At 30.6% G+C, this 20,214-nt stretch carries 20 protein-coding genes; 1 reads left to right on the top strand and 19 read right to left on the bottom strand.

Features of this window, described 5'->3' with window-relative positions:
- Positions 1-49: 49 nt before the first annotated feature.
- The 8 genes from I6U51_RS10115 to dapF all read right to left on the bottom strand — a co-directional run bounded on the left by I6U51_RS10115 (position 50) and on the right by dapF (position 6,807).
- A complete protein-coding gene (locus I6U51_RS10115) occupies positions 50-547 on the bottom strand; it encodes a prepilin-type N-terminal cleavage/methylation domain-containing protein (protein WP_211142529.1) in 498 nt (165 codons plus the stop codon).
- Positions 516-977, bottom strand: a complete 462-nt coding sequence (locus I6U51_RS10120; protein ID WP_343069614.1) for a type IV pilus modification PilV family protein — start codon at positions 975-977, stop codon at positions 516-518. The genes I6U51_RS10115 and I6U51_RS10120 overlap by 32 nt, the downstream gene beginning before the upstream one ends.
- The gene (locus tag I6U51_RS10125) at positions 943-1,386 is read right to left on the bottom strand and encodes a type II secretion system protein (RefSeq protein WP_211142531.1); all 444 of its coding nucleotides are present in this window, start codon (positions 1,384-1,386) and stop codon (positions 943-945) included. The genes I6U51_RS10120 and I6U51_RS10125 overlap by 35 nt, the downstream gene beginning before the upstream one ends.
- Positions 1,387-1,419: 33 nt before the next feature.
- Positions 1,420-1,878, bottom strand: coding sequence for a type II secretion system protein (locus I6U51_RS10130; RefSeq protein ID WP_211142532.1), 459 nt, complete (start codon positions 1,876-1,878; stop codon positions 1,420-1,422).
- 100 nt (positions 1,879-1,978) lie between these two features.
- Positions 1,979-3,061, bottom strand: coding sequence for a type II secretion system F family protein (locus tag I6U51_RS10135; RefSeq protein ID WP_246517226.1), 1,083 nt, complete (start codon positions 3,059-3,061; stop codon positions 1,979-1,981).
- A gap of 190 nt (positions 3,062-3,251) precedes the next feature.
- Positions 3,252-4,754, bottom strand: a complete 1,503-nt coding sequence (locus I6U51_RS10140) for a GspE/PulE family protein (protein WP_211142533.1) — start codon at positions 4,752-4,754, stop codon at positions 3,252-3,254.
- Positions 4,755-4,908: 154 nt separating this feature from the next.
- Entirely contained in the window at positions 4,909-5,985 is a 1,077-nt protein-coding gene (locus tag I6U51_RS10145; protein ID WP_211142534.1) for a DPP IV N-terminal domain-containing protein, read from the bottom strand.
- Positions 5,986-6,807, bottom strand: coding sequence for a diaminopimelate epimerase (gene dapF, locus I6U51_RS10150; RefSeq protein WP_211142535.1), 822 nt, complete (start codon positions 6,805-6,807; stop codon positions 5,986-5,988). It lies immediately after the preceding gene.
- Between the two features lie 208 nt (positions 6,808-7,015).
- Between dapF and I6U51_RS10155 the strand changes: the two genes are divergently transcribed.
- Positions 7,016-8,749 (top strand): NFACT RNA binding domain-containing protein, encoded by a 1,734-nt coding sequence (locus tag I6U51_RS10155; protein WP_211142536.1) that lies wholly within the window; start codon positions 7,016-7,018, stop codon positions 8,747-8,749.
- A 42-nt stretch (positions 8,750-8,791) separates the two neighbouring features.
- Here I6U51_RS10155 and I6U51_RS10160 read toward each other — a convergent pair whose 3' ends face one another.
- The 11 genes from I6U51_RS10160 to aroB all read right to left on the bottom strand — a co-directional run bounded on the left by I6U51_RS10160 (position 8,792) and on the right by aroB (position 20,172).
- Positions 8,792-9,931 (bottom strand): THUMP domain-containing class I SAM-dependent RNA methyltransferase, encoded by a 1,140-nt coding sequence (locus tag I6U51_RS10160; protein WP_211142537.1) that lies wholly within the window; start codon positions 9,929-9,931, stop codon positions 8,792-8,794.
- Positions 9,932-10,015: 84 nt separating this feature from the next.
- Positions 10,016-10,861, bottom strand: coding sequence for an N-acetylmuramoyl-L-alanine amidase family protein (locus I6U51_RS10165; RefSeq protein WP_211142538.1), 846 nt, complete (start codon positions 10,859-10,861; stop codon positions 10,016-10,018).
- A gap of 134 nt (positions 10,862-10,995) precedes the next feature.
- Entirely contained in the window at positions 10,996-12,330 is a 1,335-nt protein-coding gene (gene uraA, locus I6U51_RS10170; RefSeq protein WP_211142539.1) for a uracil permease, read from the bottom strand.
- A 125-nt stretch (positions 12,331-12,455) separates the two neighbouring features.
- Positions 12,456-12,989 carry a bifunctional pyr operon transcriptional regulator/uracil phosphoribosyltransferase PyrR gene (gene pyrR / locus I6U51_RS10175; RefSeq protein ID WP_211142540.1) on the bottom strand — a complete coding sequence of 178 codons (534 nt, stop codon included), beginning with the start codon at positions 12,987-12,989 and terminating at the stop codon, positions 12,456-12,458.
- Between the two features lie 275 nt (positions 12,990-13,264).
- A complete protein-coding gene (locus tag I6U51_RS10180; protein ID WP_211142541.1) occupies positions 13,265-14,182 on the bottom strand; it encodes an RluA family pseudouridine synthase in 918 nt (305 codons plus the stop codon).
- Entirely contained in the window at positions 14,172-14,627 is a 456-nt protein-coding gene (lspA, locus tag I6U51_RS10185) for a signal peptidase II (RefSeq protein ID WP_178906594.1), read from the bottom strand. The genes I6U51_RS10180 and lspA overlap by 11 nt, the downstream gene beginning before the upstream one ends.
- A gap of 488 nt (positions 14,628-15,115) precedes the next feature.
- The gene (locus tag I6U51_RS10190; RefSeq protein ID WP_211142542.1) at positions 15,116-15,730 is read right to left on the bottom strand and encodes a TraR/DksA C4-type zinc finger protein; all 615 of its coding nucleotides are present in this window, start codon (positions 15,728-15,730) and stop codon (positions 15,116-15,118) included.
- Between the two features lie 248 nt (positions 15,731-15,978).
- Entirely contained in the window at positions 15,979-17,280 is a 1,302-nt protein-coding gene (gene aroA / locus I6U51_RS10195; protein ID WP_211142543.1) for a 3-phosphoshikimate 1-carboxyvinyltransferase, read from the bottom strand.
- Positions 17,281-17,566: 286 nt separating this feature from the next.
- Positions 17,567-18,367 (bottom strand): 3-deoxy-7-phosphoheptulonate synthase, encoded by an 801-nt coding sequence (gene aroF / locus I6U51_RS10200; RefSeq protein WP_211142544.1) that lies wholly within the window; start codon positions 18,365-18,367, stop codon positions 17,567-17,569.
- A 24-nt stretch (positions 18,368-18,391) separates the two neighbouring features.
- Entirely contained in the window at positions 18,392-19,084 is a 693-nt protein-coding gene (locus tag I6U51_RS10205; protein WP_211142545.1) for a 5'-methylthioadenosine/adenosylhomocysteine nucleosidase, read from the bottom strand.
- Between the two features lie 5 nt (positions 19,085-19,089).
- Complete coding sequence (gene aroB / locus I6U51_RS10210; RefSeq protein ID WP_211142546.1) at positions 19,090-20,172, bottom strand: 3-dehydroquinate synthase; 1,083 nt, start codon at positions 20,170-20,172, stop codon at positions 19,090-19,092.
- Between the last annotated feature and the right edge of the window lie 42 nt (positions 20,173-20,214).

Genomic DNA, 20,214 nt, shown 5'->3' on the forward strand with positions numbered 1-20,214 from the left:
ACACCTAAAACAATAAGAAAACATAGGCTACATGCAAATAGAACATATACTAAGATAAATCCTTTTTTGCTTTTCCTCTCTCTAGTCCTAAACATCTTTTATACACTTTACCTTTCCTTGTTTCTATAGTTATATATAACACCCTTCCTTTTTCCTCCACAATAAACTCCTTAGCATTTTTAAAAATGTTATTGGTTGTAGGTGAATATACAGCGCCATAGGATATTATAATATCTGAATCACGATCTTTTCTAATATAATCACAACCCTTACCATCGTATCTTTTTATAGTAATTCTGTTATCCGATATTTCTGCATACTTAGCATTATTTATTTGGTTTTCAATTATCATAAAAGCCTCATTTACATAAAAATATTCTCTACTTTCATTTATTTCTTGTCTATGTATTCTCATATACTTTGAAATAATAATTACTTGAATAGATGCTATAATTCCTATTAATGCTGTAACAATCATTAATTCAATTAATGTAAATCCTTTTTTAGCAGCTTTTCTATCTTTTATATTTTCCCTTATAAATCTCACACTCCATAACCTTAGTGTTATCTTTAATCTTTGTATATAATTTTAAATTTAGCTTTAATACCTTACCTTGCTCTATATCAATAGCTATATAAGGCTCTTCCGATGGTTTATTCTGAATAAATAAATTAGTTATTCCTTTTTCTTTGATTTTATCCTCTTGAATATTCTCCTTAGCAATATAATATCTATTTTCAAGGGCAAGCTTCTCTATTTCATCATAAGAACAATTATAAATTATGTTATTCTTTGCTGCTTCTATAAATATTGTATTATTATATATCTCATTACTTGTTTTTTTCAGCTTCAAATTATTTAGTTGAATTGACAATATTGTAATAAACAATATTGAAAATACAGTAATGCTACATATGACTTCTATTAAAGAGTATCCTTTGTTAATATTTGAATTCCACGAAAGCTGTTCCCACACACATCGTAATACAGTGCATCTTCCCTTCACGATCTTTGTATTGAATAGTACACGCATCTTCAGTTATACCTCTGTTATCTATTTTTATTTTGTTTCCTGGCCTCACTATATTTAATGTGAATTTATCTGGTAACTCTAATTTATAAACTCGCTGTGTTCCAGAGTTTAAACATACAAAGTTTTTTTCAGTATCAAAGTATAAATAGCCTCCTATATTTTTATCTCTACAATATTCTTTTGAATTATTTATTAAATTGATCAGAGAATTACTGAAAACATCAACATCTATTTCATTTTGTAATTTATTGTATCCACCAAAGTTTATTAAGCTAAAGCTAAATAGTATAGATATCATTCCTATTACTATCAATAATTCTATAACAGTAAAACCTTTCTTTTTAGTTTTCATATAAATTACTCCATTATGATTATCCTTAGAAAATTATTCACCAGAATTAGCACCTGACCGTGTGTTTGTAGACGTGGCTTTTGGATATACAGTTTTATTATCATACATTACTACAAGAGAGTTTTGATCTGCATTGATTGTCGCTGTGTATATTTTTCCATCACTTTTATAATTTATATCTACACATTGTTCCCCTGAAGATACATCTTCTACCGTTGTACCAGCTTCAACTGAAGTTAGTGTCTCTATATTGGCTTTTACATTATCTTTGTCAAATTTCCCGTCATTGTCTCCATAACTTGCCATAGCTGCTGTCTGAATTTGCTTTGCTGTATTTATTGCTTTTGTTACTTTTGCCTTTTCTTGATAAGCTGAAAATTTTGGAACTAAAAATCCCATAAGAACTAATATTATAGAAATAACCAACATAAGCTCTATTATAGTAAAACCTTTTTCCCTCGAATTTATTATTTTCTTATAATTTATTTTCATAACCTTTTCCTTTCCTATAAAATTTTTATACGATAACTACCATCCTGGATTTGTTCAACTAAACTTCAAGTAGCCTTTGAAAACCCAATTTGAAAATGCCTTACGCTATAGAATCCATGATATTTATAATAGGCATAAAGGCTGCTATTATAAACACTCCTACAAATAAAGCTAAAAATATAATAATCATTGGCTCCATTAAGCTTAAAAGCTTTTTTAAATACTCCTCTAATTCATTTTCAAGTATCCCTCCAAGCTTTGATAGCATCTCTTCAACCTTTCCAGTCTCCTCCCCAATGGAAATTAGAGATAAAAATAGTTCATTCCCTAGTTCCTGTTTCTTAAAAGAAGAATTCATACTCTCTCCTTGCTTTATATCTTCTATACAGTTCTTAATTTTATTCTCTATTACTTTATTATCTAAAAGACTTATAACAGTTTCTAAAGCTTTTATTATATTAAAACCTGCTTCTATAAGCATAGATAGTGATACTGAAAACTTATATAAAACAAAATTATTGTAATATCTTCTTAAGTAGGGAATTCTAATTTTTATATTGTCGAAATAAAGTTTACCTTCATTTGTTCTTGAATATTGATATATAGCAATCATAATTGTAAATAAAATTATATTTATTAGGTAAAAATTTGTTCTAAGAAAACTATAAAAATCTAATGTTACTTGCGTTATAAAGGGAATGTCTCCACCAATAGACAATAATGTATCTATAAAGTTAGGTATTATTTTAGCCATTAAGAATAGAATTATAAAGAAAGAGCTTGTTAGCACAACTAAAGGATATGTAATTGCTGATTTCACTTTATTAAATAATTTGTCTTGTTTATCATAATATTCTGATAAATTTTTCAGTATCTTATCCAGTTTCCCACTTTCTTCTCCTATCTTAATCATCTCATTCATGAACAATGGATACACATCAGATTCTTTTTTTAAGCTTTTATAGATACTTTCTCCTCTTGAAACATTTCTCTCTACTCTGCATAAACTCTCTCTCAATGTCTTTTTATTGCACTGGGATGCTATAATATTTAATGCTTGAGAGACTGAAATTCCAGCATTTATCATACAGCTTAACCCATTGCATAAAAAACTTATGTCTCGAGAGTTAACTCTTTCTTTAAATATATATTTTGAAATACCATTTTTCTTTTTAACATCCAAAAGATAATATCCATTATCCTTTAATTTGTCTCTTAGTTCAGTTATGTCTTCGCCTTCATATTCCCCCTCAAATTTATTTCCTTGAATATTTATGGCACTATATTTAAATATGTTACCACTCCTTCCATGTTGTAAAAGTATGTCTTAAGGCATCTGAAAGAAAATAACAAGTCAAAGATGCGACGGATATTTATAGATTTATTCTTATAAATTCTTCATAAGTAGTCACTCCACTTTTTATAAGATCAACACAATGCTCTCTCATGGAAGCCATACCGCTACTAATGTTTAAATTTCTAATATCCTCTACAGATTCTTTATATTTGATTTTGATGTTTTTCAATTTATTAACGTCCATTATTTCATATACTACAGTTCTTCCTTTATAACCTGTATAGTTACATTTCCAACATCCTTCACCTTTATATAACTTGTAGGGTAGCGAAAGATTTAAGTCTTTAATTTCATTATTTGAAACATTATAAGACTTTTTACAGTAGGGGCATATTTTCCTAATTAGTCTCTGAGATATGACAGCTTTTAAAGCTTCCTCAATAAAATATGATTGTATTCCCATATCTTTAAGCCTTAATATGGATTCTGCTGCGTCATTAGTATGCAGTGTGCTTATAACTAAATGCCCTGTTACTGCTGCTCTAATAGCAATCTGCGCTGTTTCCTCATCTCTAATTTCACCAACCATTATTACATCTGGATCTTGTCTCAATATGCTTCTAAGACCTTCTGCAAATGTAAAACCTATTTTTGTATTCACATTAACTTGATTAATATTTTCAAGGCTATATTCTACAGGATCTTCTATACTAGTTATGTTTTTTTCTATCTTATTTAAAGAATTTAACATAGAGTATAAAGTTGTAGTCTTTCCGCTACCTGTAGGACCTGTTACAAGTATAATTCCATATCTGCTTTTAATCATTGATTTTATTGCATCTACGTCCCTATTCATAAATCCTAACCTATCTAAAGACTTCATCTTATCAGATCTATATAGAATTCTTATAACAATTTTCTCTCCATATACGGTAGGAAGAGTTGAAACTCTTAAATCATAATCTTTATCCTCATATAAGTATCTTATTTTTCCATCCTGTGGTACCCTCTTCTCTGATATATCCATTGAACCCATTATTTTAAGTCTGGTACATACAAGGAAATATATATTTTTAGGTATTGATGTAAAGTAGCTTATAATTCCATCTACTCTGAATCTTACTATAGTTTCTTCTTGAAAGGGCTCAAGGTGAATATCACTAGCATTTTGATAAATAGCTCCATTCAATATAGAATTAACTATTTTAACTACAGGAGCATCCTGCAATTTTTCTTCATCATAGTTTTTTATACTTTCTTTTTTAATGTTTAATTTGCTTTCCAGTTCAATAATTTTTATAGCATTCTCTAAACTGTACTTACAATAATATTTATTAATGGCACTTACTATTTTTAATTCACTGGAATAAAAAAATTTTATATCTTTTCCACTTATAAACCTTAATTCTTCTTCTAATAAAATAGTTGGTGTTTTACTTGTTGCTATATAAATATAATCAGCGACTTCTTTGAAAGCTAATAAACAGTTATCATTTGCTATTTTTTCTGGTATCTTTTGTACAACTTTACTATTTATAGCTGTATTTTCTAAATCTACAGTCTCCATAATCTTATTCATATAAATACCTTTCTCACCTCAACTTTCTTACTCTCATATTAGAATTATGTCCACTGTTTTAATTCGTAAACAAATTTCCTGTATTTTACCAAATAAAAATAAAAATCACATAAAATCTACTAAATATTTAAGTAGATTTTATGTGATTAAAACGTTATCCTGAACTATACACATTATACTTTCCTTTATGAGTTGATATAAGATTTATGGAGCCTTCTTCTCTATCATACATATATACGTCTAAAGAATTTTCTTGGTCTGGTTCATCCATTCCACAAAAGTATATGTTTCCTTGGATATCCATAGCTATTTCAGAATCCTCATCCAACTCCTTTGGAAAATCATAAGTAAGCCTCTGTATTTTTAAACCTTTAGATGAAAATTTATATACTGCCATTTGTTTTTCATCGCCTTCACTGCCAATAAAAAAAGCCTCGCCCTTTTGGTAATTTGCAGCTGATCTAATTATACTAGTTACATTAGTAGCTATACTTTTTGTTATGTTTTTTTCACTGTCAAAATAATATACAGCTTGTGAATTCCCCTGACTTGAAATAAATAATATATTATTCCCAATTGGAATAAAGTGTAGACAATATCCATTTGTATTGTCTAAATAAACTTCCTCTTTGTTGCTATCAAAATCATAAGAATAAATTTTATCTGAATCAGATTTTCCTTCCATGCTTCCATAGTAAATTATTTTATTGTCACTTATCCATCCATAAAGATTACCTGAGACTAACACCTTCGATTTCAAACTTATATACTTACTTTTTTTAATATCATATATCTTCATTCCTTCAGCACTTTCCATTGAGTCTTCCTTAAAACTTCTGAAGGCAAGCTTATCTCCTGTTGGACTAAGTTTTGTGTCTAAAGCGGCATAAAAGTCCTTTAGTTCTTTTTTTCTATTATCTTTTATTATTGTAATTTTATTATGATCAAAATTCTGCCCTTTAGATATATTTTCGGTATAAACATAAATTTGATTTTTAGAGTTGTATGTTAATCCGAGCAAACTTTCTATTGCCCCAATCTTATACAAATCCTTATTTTCTATTTTATATACCTCTGAATTTTCTCCCTTATTTTCTAATGCGGTCACCTGAGAATAACGTGGTAGATTATTTACCTCTTCAGAAGTCTCTTTGTTTAAGCCACAAGCTGTAAAATTTAAGACAAAAGATAAAATTATAATGATAGATAAAGTTTTGTAAAATGCTTTCATTTAAACTTCATATTCCCCTTTAAAAGAAACTACTGCAGGTCCTGTCATAAATACTCCATTTTCTTTTATTTCTACAAATAGTTTTCCACCTGGTACTTCAACTTCTACATTTTTACCTGTAAAACCTAACCTATTGGAAGCTATTACAGAAGCGCAACATCCAGTTCCACAGGCCAAAGTAGGTCCTGCACCTCTTTCCCAGGTTTTAACTCTAATTTTATTATCGTTTATAACTTCACAAAAATTAACATTAGTTCCTTCTGGAAAAATATCATGTTTTTCTATAACTTTTCCTTCTTCAACGTCATACTCATCAAGTTTTCCGAATAAAACTGTATGGGGTACACCCATAAACATAGTTGTTATATTATATTCCTTGCCATTAACTTTTATTTGTTCATTTACAATTTCTTTATCAAGCTTAGAAGGTATTTGCTCTGGATCAAAGGTCGGGGTTCCCATATTAATTGTGACCTCTTTAGCTTCATTATCCTTTACATGGATAAAAGCCTCCTTTATTCCATCTCCAGTCTCTATTTTTATGCAATCTCCTTTTGCAATTCCTTCATCCCAAACGTATTTTGCAAAGCACCTTATGCCATTACCACACATGGAAGCATAAGAACCATCTGAGTTCATAATAATCATTTGCGTTTGTGCGATGTCGCTATTTCTGACTATTAATATCCCATCTCCGCCGATTCCAAAATTTCTGTTACAAAGTTCTCTTGCAAGTTCCCCTTCTTTTCCTAAAAACATACCATTTCTATCATCAACTACTATAAAGTCATTTCCATTACCATGCATTTTCGTAAATTTCATCTATTATTCGCCGCCTTTCTCAAAAATGTTCTTATTAAATAAAACTTCAAATTTAGTTTACTACTACACTAAAATTTTATCAATAGATTATACTACTCAACAAGTTAAATTACCAAAAATATTACTTAATATAGATATTTTTATGTTATAATATGCCCATAATATTCTTTGATAAGATATTCATATAGATATAGAAAGGATGATATCTGTGGCATTAGACGGAATTTTTATACATAGTGTAATAGAAGAACTTAAGCATACCATATTAAATGGTAGAATCGATAAGGTAAGTCAACCAGAAAAAGATGAAATAGTTTTATCAATAAAAAATGAACGAAAAACTTATAAGCTTTTGATTAGCTCCAGTTCTGTTTATCCTAAAATACATTTTACAAAAATAAGTAAAGTAAATCCAATGCAACCGCCTATGTTTTGTATGGTTTTAAGAAAACACCTAAATACTGCTAAGTTAATAAAGATACATCAGCTTGATACTGACAGAGTTGTTTTGTTAGATTTTGAAACTACTGATGAATTAGGATTTAATAGCATTTACACCCTTGTAGTAGAAATCATGGGAAGGCATAGTAATATTACTTTGATTAGACAAAGAGACAACATGATTATGGATAGTATAAAACATATTACTCCAGAAATAAATTCCATAAGATCCGTTTATCCTGGAATTAAATATATTTTTCCTCCAACTTCAACTAAGTTAAATCCTTTTGACTATAGTTTAGAAGACTTCAAGTTATATATTATTGAAAATAATATTAAATATGATAAGAATTTTTTCTCCAAAGTATTCACAGGAGTAAGTTCCCAATTTTCAAAAGAACTTACTTATCAAATTAATAATTCAGGAAAAGAACTTACTGAAAGCAACTTAGAATATATATATAATTATTCTGTTAAAAAATTTGAAAATATAAAAAATGGTGAGTTTTGCTTCTCTGAATACTCACTAAATGGGGCAGTTAAAGACTTTTACTGCCAAAAGCTTACTCACCTATGTGAGTATGATGAAAGGATTTTTAATTCACCATCAGATTTAATTGAAGAATTTTATTTTGAAAAGGATAAAGCTGATAGATTAAATAATAAAAGTTCTGATCTTCAGAAACTTGTAAATACAAACCTGGACAGATGTAGTAAAAAAATACAGATACTGAAAAATAGCTTAGAAGAATGTGATCGTAAGGATACTTATAAGATTTATGGTGAACTTTTAACAGCAAATATATACAGTTTGAAAAAAGGGGATATATCTGCTCAATTACAAAATTACTATAGTGAAGACTTAGAGTATATTGAAATTAAGCTTGATCCTAATAAAACTCCATCTGAAAACATTCAATACTACTTTAAAAAATATGGCAAACTAAAAAAGACCGAAGAGGCAGCCAAGACTCAACTAGAGGTAACAGAACAAGAAATGGAATATCTAAGCTCCGTACTGACAAATATAAATAATGCAGAGGATTATGAAAGCATTGAAGAAATTAAGCGAGAACTAATGGAAACTGGTTATATAAAATTCAAAAAAGTAAACAACAAAAAAGTTAAAACAACTAAACCTATGAAATTTATATCTAGCGATGGTATTGAAATATATGTTGGTAAAAATAATTTTCAAAATGATTATTTAACCTTAAAATTTGCAGATAAAAGAGACATATGGATGCATACCAAAAATATACCTGGCTCTCATATTATAATAAAGAACTTTGGAACTGTTCCTGATAAAACCTTAGAAGAGGCTGCTATGCTAGCTGCTTTTTATAGCAAAGCAAAAGAATCCGCAAAAGTAGCTGTAGATTATACTGAAGTGAAAAATGTTCATAAACCTAATGGTTCAAAACCTGGAATGGTTATATATTATACCAATAAAACAATATATATAGACCCTAAAAAACCCGAGATAGAACAAGTAAATTAAAACTACAGGGTTATAAGCCCTAAACTTATAACCCTGTAGTTTCTATTCATAATACTTCTTTTCAGGCTTTGGTCCAAAATATTGATAATAGTAACATTTAAGTCTACCATTATAGAGCTTTCTGTTTTTATCTGCATCTTTTCCAAAATGTCTTTGAAATTCTGGATGTGCTGTTATAACAAAATAGGACCAATCTTTAAGGTTTTGGAATACTTCTCCCATATCTTTATATAGTTTTTCAACCTCTTTAATTTCTCCTAATCTTTCTCCATATGGAGGATTAGTGATTATAAATCCATACCTTTTTTTAGAGCTAAAATTTTGCATAGGTATTTTTTGAAAGTTTATGTAGTTCTCTACCCCTGCCTTTTTTGCATTTTCCATAGCAGTTCTAATTACTCTACCGTCCATATCAGAAGCTAGTATTTTAAATTCTTTATTATTTATTGCATTTGTTGCATATTTTCTACTTTCATCCCATATGCTTTTAGGTATTATATCCCATTGTTCTGATATAAAACTTCTATTTAATCCTGGAGCAATATTTTTGCCTATAAGTGCAGCCTCAATGGCTATAGTTCCCGATCCACACATTGGATCTGCCAGTATCCTTGATGGCTCCCATTTACTTAAAAGTACTAGTGCCGCTCCTAAAGTTTCTTTTATAGGTGCTCCTCCTGCGTTTTCTCTGTATCCTCTTTTATGAAGTCCTGCACCAGAAGTATCTAAAGTTATAGTAGCTAAATCTTTTAATATTCCTATTTCTATTTTATATTCTGGGCCATCTTCGCTAAACCAATCTGTTTTATACTTTCTTTTCATCGCTTCAACTACCGCTTTTTTTACAATGGACTGGCAGTCAGGAACACTAAATAAAGTAGATTTAACAGATTTACCCGAAACATGCATAAATGCATTTACTGGCATTATACTTCCCCAATCAACTGCGAGAGTGCCTTGGAATAAGTCCTCAAAAGTTTCTGCTTTAAACTCTGCCATTTTTATTAAAATTCTATCTGATGTTCTAAGCCACATATTGCATGTTACTATATCTCTCTCATCACCTTCAAAAGTTACCTTACCGTTTTCTATTTTTAAATCGTCATACCCCAATTCTTTTAATTCACTTGCCACTACTGATTCCAATCCAAAAGTTGATGTTGCAATTAATGTATAGTTCATTTACTTCTCTCCCTTTTCTCTAATCATAAGCCTATTATATACTATCATTACCACATTCTTAAGACAATATGAAAATTAACCATCTTATTGTAATGCTAAATCTATTCCATCTGCTAAAGCTTTAGCTAGTTTATTTTGATATTCAGTGCTACTAAGTAATTTATCTTCCTCAGCATTTGAGAGAAAACCCATCTCCACTAATACTACAGGAACCTTTGACCAGTTAAATCCTGTCATGTCCTTCCGTTCACTTAAACCTCTATTCTGCATACCTACATCTTTAACTAATCTATCCAATATTATCTTTCCATACTTAGAGCTTTTATCATATATTAATTTTGTATTCTCATTAATTGGTGCTGGAATAAGCATTGAAGCTCCATTTACACTTGAGTTATCACTAGAGTCTGCATGTATTCTAATTGCTAAATCAGCATTTTCTTTATTTGCAATCTCTGCTCTTTCGACGTTTCCCAAGCTTTTAGAATTCTCTGCTTTTGTCATTTTAACAATATATCCTCTTTCTTCAAGAATAGTCCTGAGCTTTAATGCAACCTGCATATTAACAAGATATTCTGGCGTTTTACTAAGAACGCCTTCTGCTCCTCCTCCATCTTTTATTTTCATCGACCTTGAATTAGGTTCAATAGGTTCTTTATCTAAATTAGATTTATTAGCATGTCCAGGATCTATGACAATGATCTTCCTCTTTATTTCCCCTGTAGAAACTTTTTTATCTATCTTCAATTTATCATCTTTCTTTTCAGATTTCTCTACACTTTTACTATGGACGAAAATGTTATTCACCTTCCAGGGTATAGCTTGTTCACTTGTTATTTTTAAATAAGATTCCTGCAATGCTTTTGATACGAATACTACAATTAAAAGAACTAGAATTAAACTTACGACAATGTTTTTAGATTTTCTCATGAATGTCGATACCTCTTTTTATTAAAATTGTCACCCAGTGGCATTATAAAATCCCTAAAACTATTATACCAAGTTTTAGGGATTTTTTTAACATCAATTTGTATTCATTGTTTTCTCTTATCTTTTAATATATACTACACCGCTTCTATTATCTGCTTTTTTGTTTCTGAAGTTTCTTCTACAACAAAATCTTCCTCTGTTGCACTCTTATCTGGAAGTATTAGATTTAAAACTATTCCTACTATAGTTGCAAGAGCAACACCTGCAATCTCTACCTCTGCACCATTAAAGTTAAACTTAACTGCTGCTCCTCCAATTCCTATAACTATTATAACTGAGGATAGTATTAAATTTTTCTTCTTGCTAAAATCTATTTTGTCTTCTACGAATATTCTAAATCCTGATGAAGCTATTATACCAAATAGAAGTATACTTACTCCACCCATTACCGGCATTGGCATATTTTCGATTATAGCTGCTACTGGGCCAATAAAGGAAAGCATTATTGCAATTACTCCTGCTCCGCCTATTACCCATACACTATATACTTTTGTTATTGCCATAACACCTATGTTTTCTCCGTAAGTTGTATTGGGTGGTCCTCCAACTAAACCAGCAAACATCGTAGCTACTCCATCACCAAGTATAGATCTATGAAGGCCTGGCTCTTTTGTAAAATCTCTTCCTACTACATTGTTTGTAACATATACATGTCCTATATGTTCAGCAAGTGTTACAAAAGACACTGGCGCCATTAACATCATTGCATTCAAGTTAAATTTTGGTGTAACAAATGGTGGAAGTCTAAATAGTTTTGCATTTGCTATTGCTTCAATTGCTTGGTGAGGAATTACTCCAAGAACTAATGCTGCTATATATCCTGCTATCATTGCAACAAGTATTGGTATAACTGCCAAGAATCCCCTGAAGTACATGCTTCCAAGCACTCCTATGCCTAATGTTATCATAGAAACTGTAATCCATGCCCATCTTGGTACATTTTGCATCGTTGGAGTCGTAAAGCTTGAATTTAATCCTGCCCAATTTATAGCTACAGCTGCAAGTCCAAGTCCTATAACTATAACTATAGACCCTACTACTACTGGTGGCAATGCCTTATTCAACCATCTTACTCCACAGAATCTTATTATTACAGCTACTGTAATATATACAAGACCTGCTGCCATAACTCCTGAAAGCATAGCTTCTGGACCATAATTTTTAGAAGCCACCATCATAGGTCCTATAAATGCAAAGGATGAACCAATATATGCTGGTAACTTCGCCTTAGTACAAACTATATAAAGCAATGTTCCTATACCACTACAAAACAATGCAATAGATGGACTCATTCCTGTTAATATAGGTACTAGTATTGTGGCACCCACCATTGCAAAAAGATGTTGAAAGCTCAATGGTATAGTAGTAAAAATCGGTAGTTTTTCTTCTACGTCTACATAATTTTTCATTTTTATTTCCTCCCTTTTTTAGCCTCACAGGACTATTTTAAAAGTAGTAGCTATATTTCATAATTCAGTAGCTAATATATATTTGCCATGCTTAGATTATTTCAAATCACTACATAACTCCAAGCCTATATATCATATATTTTTACTGAATCATTTCCGTCGATTTCAGCAACTTCAACAGATACCATTTCATTCTTGGATGTAGGTATATTTTTCCCTACATAATCTGCTCTTATAGGAAGTTCTCTATGACCTCTATCAACAAGTACTGCTAATTGAACCATTTTAGGTCTTCCTGCATGCATAACTGCATCGATAGCAGCTCTCACTGTTCTTCCTGTATAAATTACATCATCTACTAATACTACTTTTTTATCTCTTACATCTATTAGTTCTACTTCGTTTACTATCGGCTGGTCATGTAATTTACTTAAATCATCTCTATAAAGAGTAATGTCTACACTTTCTACTTCAATTTTTATACCTTCAATTTGCTCAATAATTTGTGCTATTCTTTGTGCTATTGGATATCCCCTTCTTTTTATCCCTACAAGAATTACATCTTCTACACCTTTATTTTTTTCAATTATTTCATGAGATACCCTAGTTAAAGTTCTTTTTACTCCTTTTTCATCTAGGATTACCGCTTTTGGCTCCATTTTCTGTACCTCCCCAGGTTTTATAATTTAAAAAAGCCCATGCTTAGTGAGCATGGGCGCAAAATGCCTATAATAATCATTGTTCGTCGCCTTATGACCTCACTGGATCATCTTAAAGGATACTCATAATTTAATTGTTCAAAGGCTGTAAATCAATACTTCCCAACCTATTGAAAATATATTAACACATATTTAATCAGATTTCAACTACTATTTTGTCGATTATTTTTAAGTCTACTTTGCTAAATTTTAAGTTTTCAGTATTTGTTTAACCCTTACTTAAATTCATTTCTAAGAATATTTAACACTCTTACAAAGTAATCTGGTAATTCGGATTGAAATTCTATGTACTCTCCACTTTTAGGATGTATAAATCCTAGCTTTTTAGCATGAAGCATTTGACCATCTAGATTAAATCTCTGCTTTTTATATCCATAAACTGGATCTCCAACTAATGGATGACCTATATGAGCCATATGTACTCTTATTTGATGGGTTCTGCCTGTTTCTAGGCTGCATTCAACTAACGTTGTATTCTTTAACCTTTCTAAGACCTTATAGTGTGTAACTGCTCTTCTTCCATCCTTAATCACCGCAATTTTTACTCTCTCTACAGGATGCCTTCCAAGTGGTGCATCTATGGTACCTTCATCATTTTTTAAGATACCTTCCACTAAAGCTACGTAAGATCTTGTCATTGAATGATCTTTAAATTGTTCCGCCAATTTATTATGAGCATTGTCATTTTTAGCTACAACAAGAATTCCTGAAGTATCTTTATCAATTCTATGAACTATTCCTGGTCTCGCAACTCCATTTATGCCTGATAAATCTTTACAGTGATTTAGAAGAGCATTAACCAAAGTACCATTATATACACCAGCAGCTGGATGAACTACCATTCCCTGAGGTTTATTTACTACAATTACATCAGCATCTTCATATACTATATCTAAAGGTATATTTTCAGGTTCTATGTTAAGTCCTATAGGTTCAGGAATAGTAATCTCTACTTCATCATTAATCCTTAATTTATAGTTGCTCTTTTTTAATGCTCCATTTATCTTTACATTTCCTTCTTCTATTAAATTTTGAATATAAGACCTTGACTTATCTTCCAATTGATTGGATAAAAATACATCTAATCTTAAATTTGTTGAATCCTGCTCTATTATAAATTGTTTATTTTCCATCATTATCTTCCTTTATCATGTAAATTACTAGTAACATAGTTCCAATTACCACAAGCATATCTGCCACATTAAAGGTAGGAAAATAGTATACATCTTTATAGTGAAGCATGATAAAGTCTACTACATATTTGTACCATATTCTATCAATTAAATTTCCTATAGCTCCACTTATTATTAATGCTAAACTTATCCTCAGAATTTTAGAGGTAGGTTTGTACTTAAATAGGTAAAATACAACCCCCCCTGTTATAATTAATGTAACTAACGACAAAAAAATCAACTTATTTTGGAGGATACCAAAGGCCGCCCCCCTGTTTTCGAGATATGAAAAACTAAAGAAATCTTTTATTATAGGAATTTCAGTAGTTTTAGTCAAAACATTAAGGGCCCATATCTTAGTGATCCTGTCTAAAATCAGTCCTAGAACTATTATTATAAATTCCACTTTTATCCCCCCAACACTTTTAATTTGACAAACGTCAACTCTCAATTTAAGAATCATAAATTCATAATTTTAAAATTATGCGACGCACTTTTCAGAGGACAATTGACAATTGACAGAGGACAGTGAAGGAGGATTTTTCTCCGCTGCGTTACGAAAAATCTTTAAGTTTATGAGAAACTCCTGATCTTTTGTTTCGCAGGAGTACACTCTGTGTAAGCGATTCACTCCAAATCATAGATTTGGGTTCTCTGCTTAAGCGACCATCTCAAAATCAACACTCTGTGTAAGTGACTATCACCAAATCAAAGATTTGGGATATCTACTTAAGATTTTGGATGTCTGCTTAAGTTAGCGATGTTTTGCTTTTGCAAAACAAGCCTGAAAAAATAAATTAGTTTTCTGCCGTGAGGAAGAAAACTTACCTTCTCTGTCCTCTGTCCTCTGTCAATTGTCCTCTAAAAAAATTACGTCGTAATTTTTTTATAATCTTAGTCTGGTAATTGTTCTCTATATTGTTGATTGCTTATTCTCTCCATTGGGTCTACATAGCTATTGTCACTATCTGTATACCATTCTGTTCGGTCTTCCAATCTTTCAAATTTCATAACCGATTGAAGACTGTCCTCAGCATCAAATTCTACTTCTGCATCTTCATCATAATCATTAAAGCCATATCCAAAAGGATAATCAATTACATATTCTTCAAGAGGTCTATTATGTTTTTCAAGAGGTCTTGAATCATTTACCTCTCTCTGGCAATCAACACAAAACTGTGCATAAGGAATAAATTCCAGTCTTTCCTCCACTATGTCCTTGCCACACATTTTACATTTACCATAAGTACCTTCATCGATACTAGCTAATGCATCATCTATCTTTTTTATTATGGTTATTTCGTTTTCTTTGAAAGCTAGACCTCTCTCTTTATCAAATAGTTCGGTAGCAGTATCTGCTGGATGGTTATCATAAGCTGATAACTCCCTTGACATTGCTGAATTGGAGTCAATTGTTTCATTTTGTTCCATCTGATTCAAAAAATCATATACCTTGCTTCTTTCCTCTTTTAAAGTTCTTTTAAAATACTCCAATCTTTCCTTATCCATAGCTACAGAAACTCCTTTCTTAAAGCATCTGAAAGAAAATAACAAATCAAAATATATTAGAATACTGACTAGTTATCTTATGAAGATGCCTAACATTAAAATAAGAATATTAACAATATAAGTATTTTAACTACACTTTTACTTATGTTTCACTTTATATTTTACTTAATTATTTATTGTTATTCTTATTTTAACTAGAAATCTTTTATTTATTCTGCAAATATGGAACTTATTAGATAACAATATAACTACTGTTCTGTATATAAATCATAAAAGCACTTAAAATAATCTATTGCTTCAGGAAAGGATATTTCTGTACATTCAAAATTCTCAATGTAAGTTTTACCTTTATTTTTTGCAGCCATAGCTAAAAAACTTAGAGCTATCCTGTGATCCTTTTTAGGATTTACAGTTACTTCAGCATCTATATAGTCATTATCACCATATATAATCAAATTGCTATTTATGTGTTGAGATTTTACTCCAAAAGCTTTAAGGTTATCAATTATAGCTTCAATTCTATTGCTTTCTTTATATTTTAATTCATCTACCTCTTCAAAAACTGTAGTTCCTTTAGCAAAAGCACTAATAACTGAAAGAATAGGTATTTCATCTATGATATTTGGTATTCTTTCGCTGCTTATTGTAATTCCATGAATATTACTGCTTTTAACCTTTATTATTCCTATCTCTTCTTCATTTACTTTTTCTTTTATATATACCTCAATGTTCGCTCCCATGTCTTTTAATATATCTATATAGTTTTTTCTTCCTGGATTTAATAAAACATTTTCTAATACAAGTTCACAATTATTAGAAATTATAGCTGTTGCAATTAAAAATGCAGCAGTAGAAATATCTCCTGGGACATAAATATCTTTACACTTTAGCTCGGAATTTTTTATCTTTATAATATTATCCTCTTTATTTATAGAAGCGCTTATATACTTAAACATTCTTTCACTATGATCTCTTGTAGGCGATTGCTCTTTTATAACCGTTTCTCCTTCGCCTAAAAAGCCAGCAATGAGTAAACAGGATTTTACCTGAGCTGAAGCTACAGGCATTTGATAATTTATATCCTTTAACTTACTATTTTCCTCAAACTTTAATGGTAACAATCCCTCACAACTTTTTATTTTTGCTCCCATTTTTTCTAATGGATTAATTATTCTTTTCATTGGTCTTCTACTTAAAGATTCATCTCCAATGAAAGAAGCTTTAATACCACAGCCGGCTAACACTCCTGACATAAGCCTTACCGTAGTTCCAGAATTTTTTGCATCAAGAATTCCAGGATATTTATTAAAGCCTTCATATCCTGGCGAATTTACAAAAATTGTATTTTCTTTCATCTCTGCATTTACACCTAATTTTCTTACACAATCAAGTGTAGCCAAACAATCTAGTCCCATTGGAAAGTTTTCAATTTTATACCTTCCCTTTGCAAGTGAACCTATTATCAATGATCTGTGAGCAATAGACTTATCCCCTGGAAGATTAAAGCTTTGTTTCACATTGTCTCTTACTTCATTTACAATTAATCTCAAACTTAAGTTCACCTCTCTATTTATAGAGTTTCAGATTAGAAAATTGACTTACACAAAGGGCTATGTTTCCAAAGCTGAAGGTAGATTTAAAAACTTTGTATCAGTCTTAGTGAAGGGTTTTAAGAGAACCTTAGAACTTTAGAGTTGTTTGAGCACAGCGAGTTCTCGAAAGTTCTTAGGTTGTCTTGAAACACAAGCTTTAGACTGACTAAAAGTTTTTAACGGACTGAAGCTTGGAAACATAGTCCGGGGTGTAAGTCAATTTTCGGCCTTGAACTCCTATATACTAAAGTACTTCTTCTAATTTCTTTATACCAGATACAATGTTTTTAAGACTTTCCATTGATATTGTCTGCCTTGCATCAGATACAGAGTTATCTGGGCTTATGTGACTTTCTATAATAAGTCCATCTGCTCCTGCTGCAATTGAAGCTAGACTCATGGTAGGGACAAGTTCTCTTAATCCCGTTCCATGACTTGGATCCACAATAACTGGAATTCTGTACTTTTGCTTTACAACTGCTACACTATTTAAATCTAAAGTATTCCTTGTATAGTTTTCAAAGGTTCTTATACCTCTTTCACATAATACTACATTATTGTTTCCTTCAGACATTATATATTCAGCTGCGTACAACCATTCACTTATTGTGGCACTTAGTCCTCTTTTAAGAAGAATTGGTGCTTTAGTTCTTCCTACTTCCTTAAGAAGAGTATAATTGTACATATTTCTAGAGCCTATCTGAATCATATCAGTATAATTAAGAGCATTATCAATATCTCTTGCATCCATAACTTCTGTGACTATTGGAAGCTTTACTTCTTCTCCTACTGCTTTTATTATTTCTAATCCCTCTTCCTTCAATCCCTGAAAGTCATAAGGGGAAGTCCTAGGCTTAAAGGCTCCACCTCTAAGCATATGAACCCCCATGTCTTTTAGCTCTTTTCCTATTCTAATCATTATATCGTAGCTTTCAACAGAACAAGGTCCTGATATTATTACCTTTTCCTTTTCTCCAAAAACTACATTTTTAACTTTTACTTTAATAGAGTCTCCACTATTTTGGTCTATTAATAAATCTTTCATTTAGTAATCACCTACATAAACTGCCTATATGTTCATAAGCATATTCTTTAAAATTTCAGTAGAATTTTTTATAGCTATAGGTGCAAATTTTTCATAATCCATATGAGCACCATTATTTCCATTGTCAGATATAGATCGTATTACAACAAAAGGTATATTATTTAAATAGCATACTTGTGCTATACTTCCACCTTCCATTTCACAGGCAATAGCTTTAAATTCCTCATTTAGCCATACTATTTTGTCTGTACTGCTGATAAACTGATCTCCTGTTACTATTCTACCTACAAAACTCTTTATACTTCCAGCATTCTTACATGCTGAAATAGCTTTGTCCACAAGCTCTTTATCGCACTTAAAATCGTAAGTATCTAATCTTGGTATTTGGCCTATTTTATCTCCAAATACTGAAGTGTCTACATCATGTTGCACAAGACTATCTGCTACTACAACATCACCTGGATATACATCTTTTCCAATTCCGCCTGCTATTCCTACATTAATTACTCTATCAACATTAAAATCATCTATTAATATTTGAGTACATATGGCTGCGTTCACTTTACCAATACCGCTTCTTACAACAACTACATCTTTATTATGTAACTTTCCGGATTTAAAATTCATATTTGCCTTAACTTCAGCTCTATCTAACTGCATTTCTCTTAATAAAATTTCTAATTCTTCATCCATAGCTCCAATAATTCCTATTTTCATTATTATTACCCCCTACTAATACTTCCTTCTACTGCTGAATAAATTTCTTCAGCAGTAACTTCTACTTTTATTTTGCACTTTGATATATCTTCTAATAGTACAAATCTTATTTTATCAGTATTTTTTTTATCATGATTAATAGCATACAAAAAGGTAGAATAATTGTCAACTTTATATCTTGTAGGCAACTCTAATTTTTCCAATAAGGCTTCAAGTTTCATATATACCTCACTATTAAGTGACAATTTTTTTTCCGATAACTTAACTGCTGCAAGCATACCTAAAGCTACAGCTTCTCCATGTGAAATTGTAAAGTTTGAAGATACTTCTATTCCATGTCCTACCGTATGTCCAAAATTTAATATGTTTCTTAGGTCCGAATCATTAAAGTCCTTTTCAACTATTTCTAACTTTATATTTAAACATTCCTTCACTATATAAAATAGTTTATCATTTTTCTTCTCTAATATGTATTTATAATTTTTATCAATAAAATCAAGCAGTTGTATGTCTTTTATCATACCATATTTAACTACTTCACCTAACCCATCCTTAAATTGCTTTTCTTCAAGAGTCTTTAAAAATCTAGTACATATGTATACAAAAACTGGGTTATAAAAACTACCTATAACATTTTTTATTCCATTGTAGTCATAGCCTACTTTTCCACCTATACAGCTATCAACTTGAGATAACAGTGTTGTAGGCACATTTATAAATTTAATTCCTCTCATATATGTAGAAGCCACAAATCCTACTAAATCTCCTACCACTCCGCCGCCTAGAGCTATGAGAGTACTGCTTCTATTAGCATTATTCTCTATAAGAAAGTTATATATGGACTGTACTGTATTTATATTTTTATTATTTTCACCATGAGCAAAATAATAAACTTTGCATTCTGTCTTAGACTGCAGTTCATATATTAAATCCTTATATATATTATAAATAACATCGTCAGTAATTAAAAATATTTTGTTTTTTATTTTAATTTTATGTCTGTTAAGTAAGGTATAAAATCTATTAATATTATCTTCTATATATATTTCATTTCCTTCCTTTAAACATGACGTATTTAATGTTTCCATAGACACACTCCTCAGTCTATATTATACCATAAATGGATCAAT

This window comes from Clostridium aciditolerans (genome assembly GCF_016316925.1).
In the GTDB taxonomy this organism is placed as follows: Bacteria; Bacillota; Clostridia; order Clostridiales; family Clostridiaceae; genus Clostridium_AM; species Clostridium_AM aciditolerans.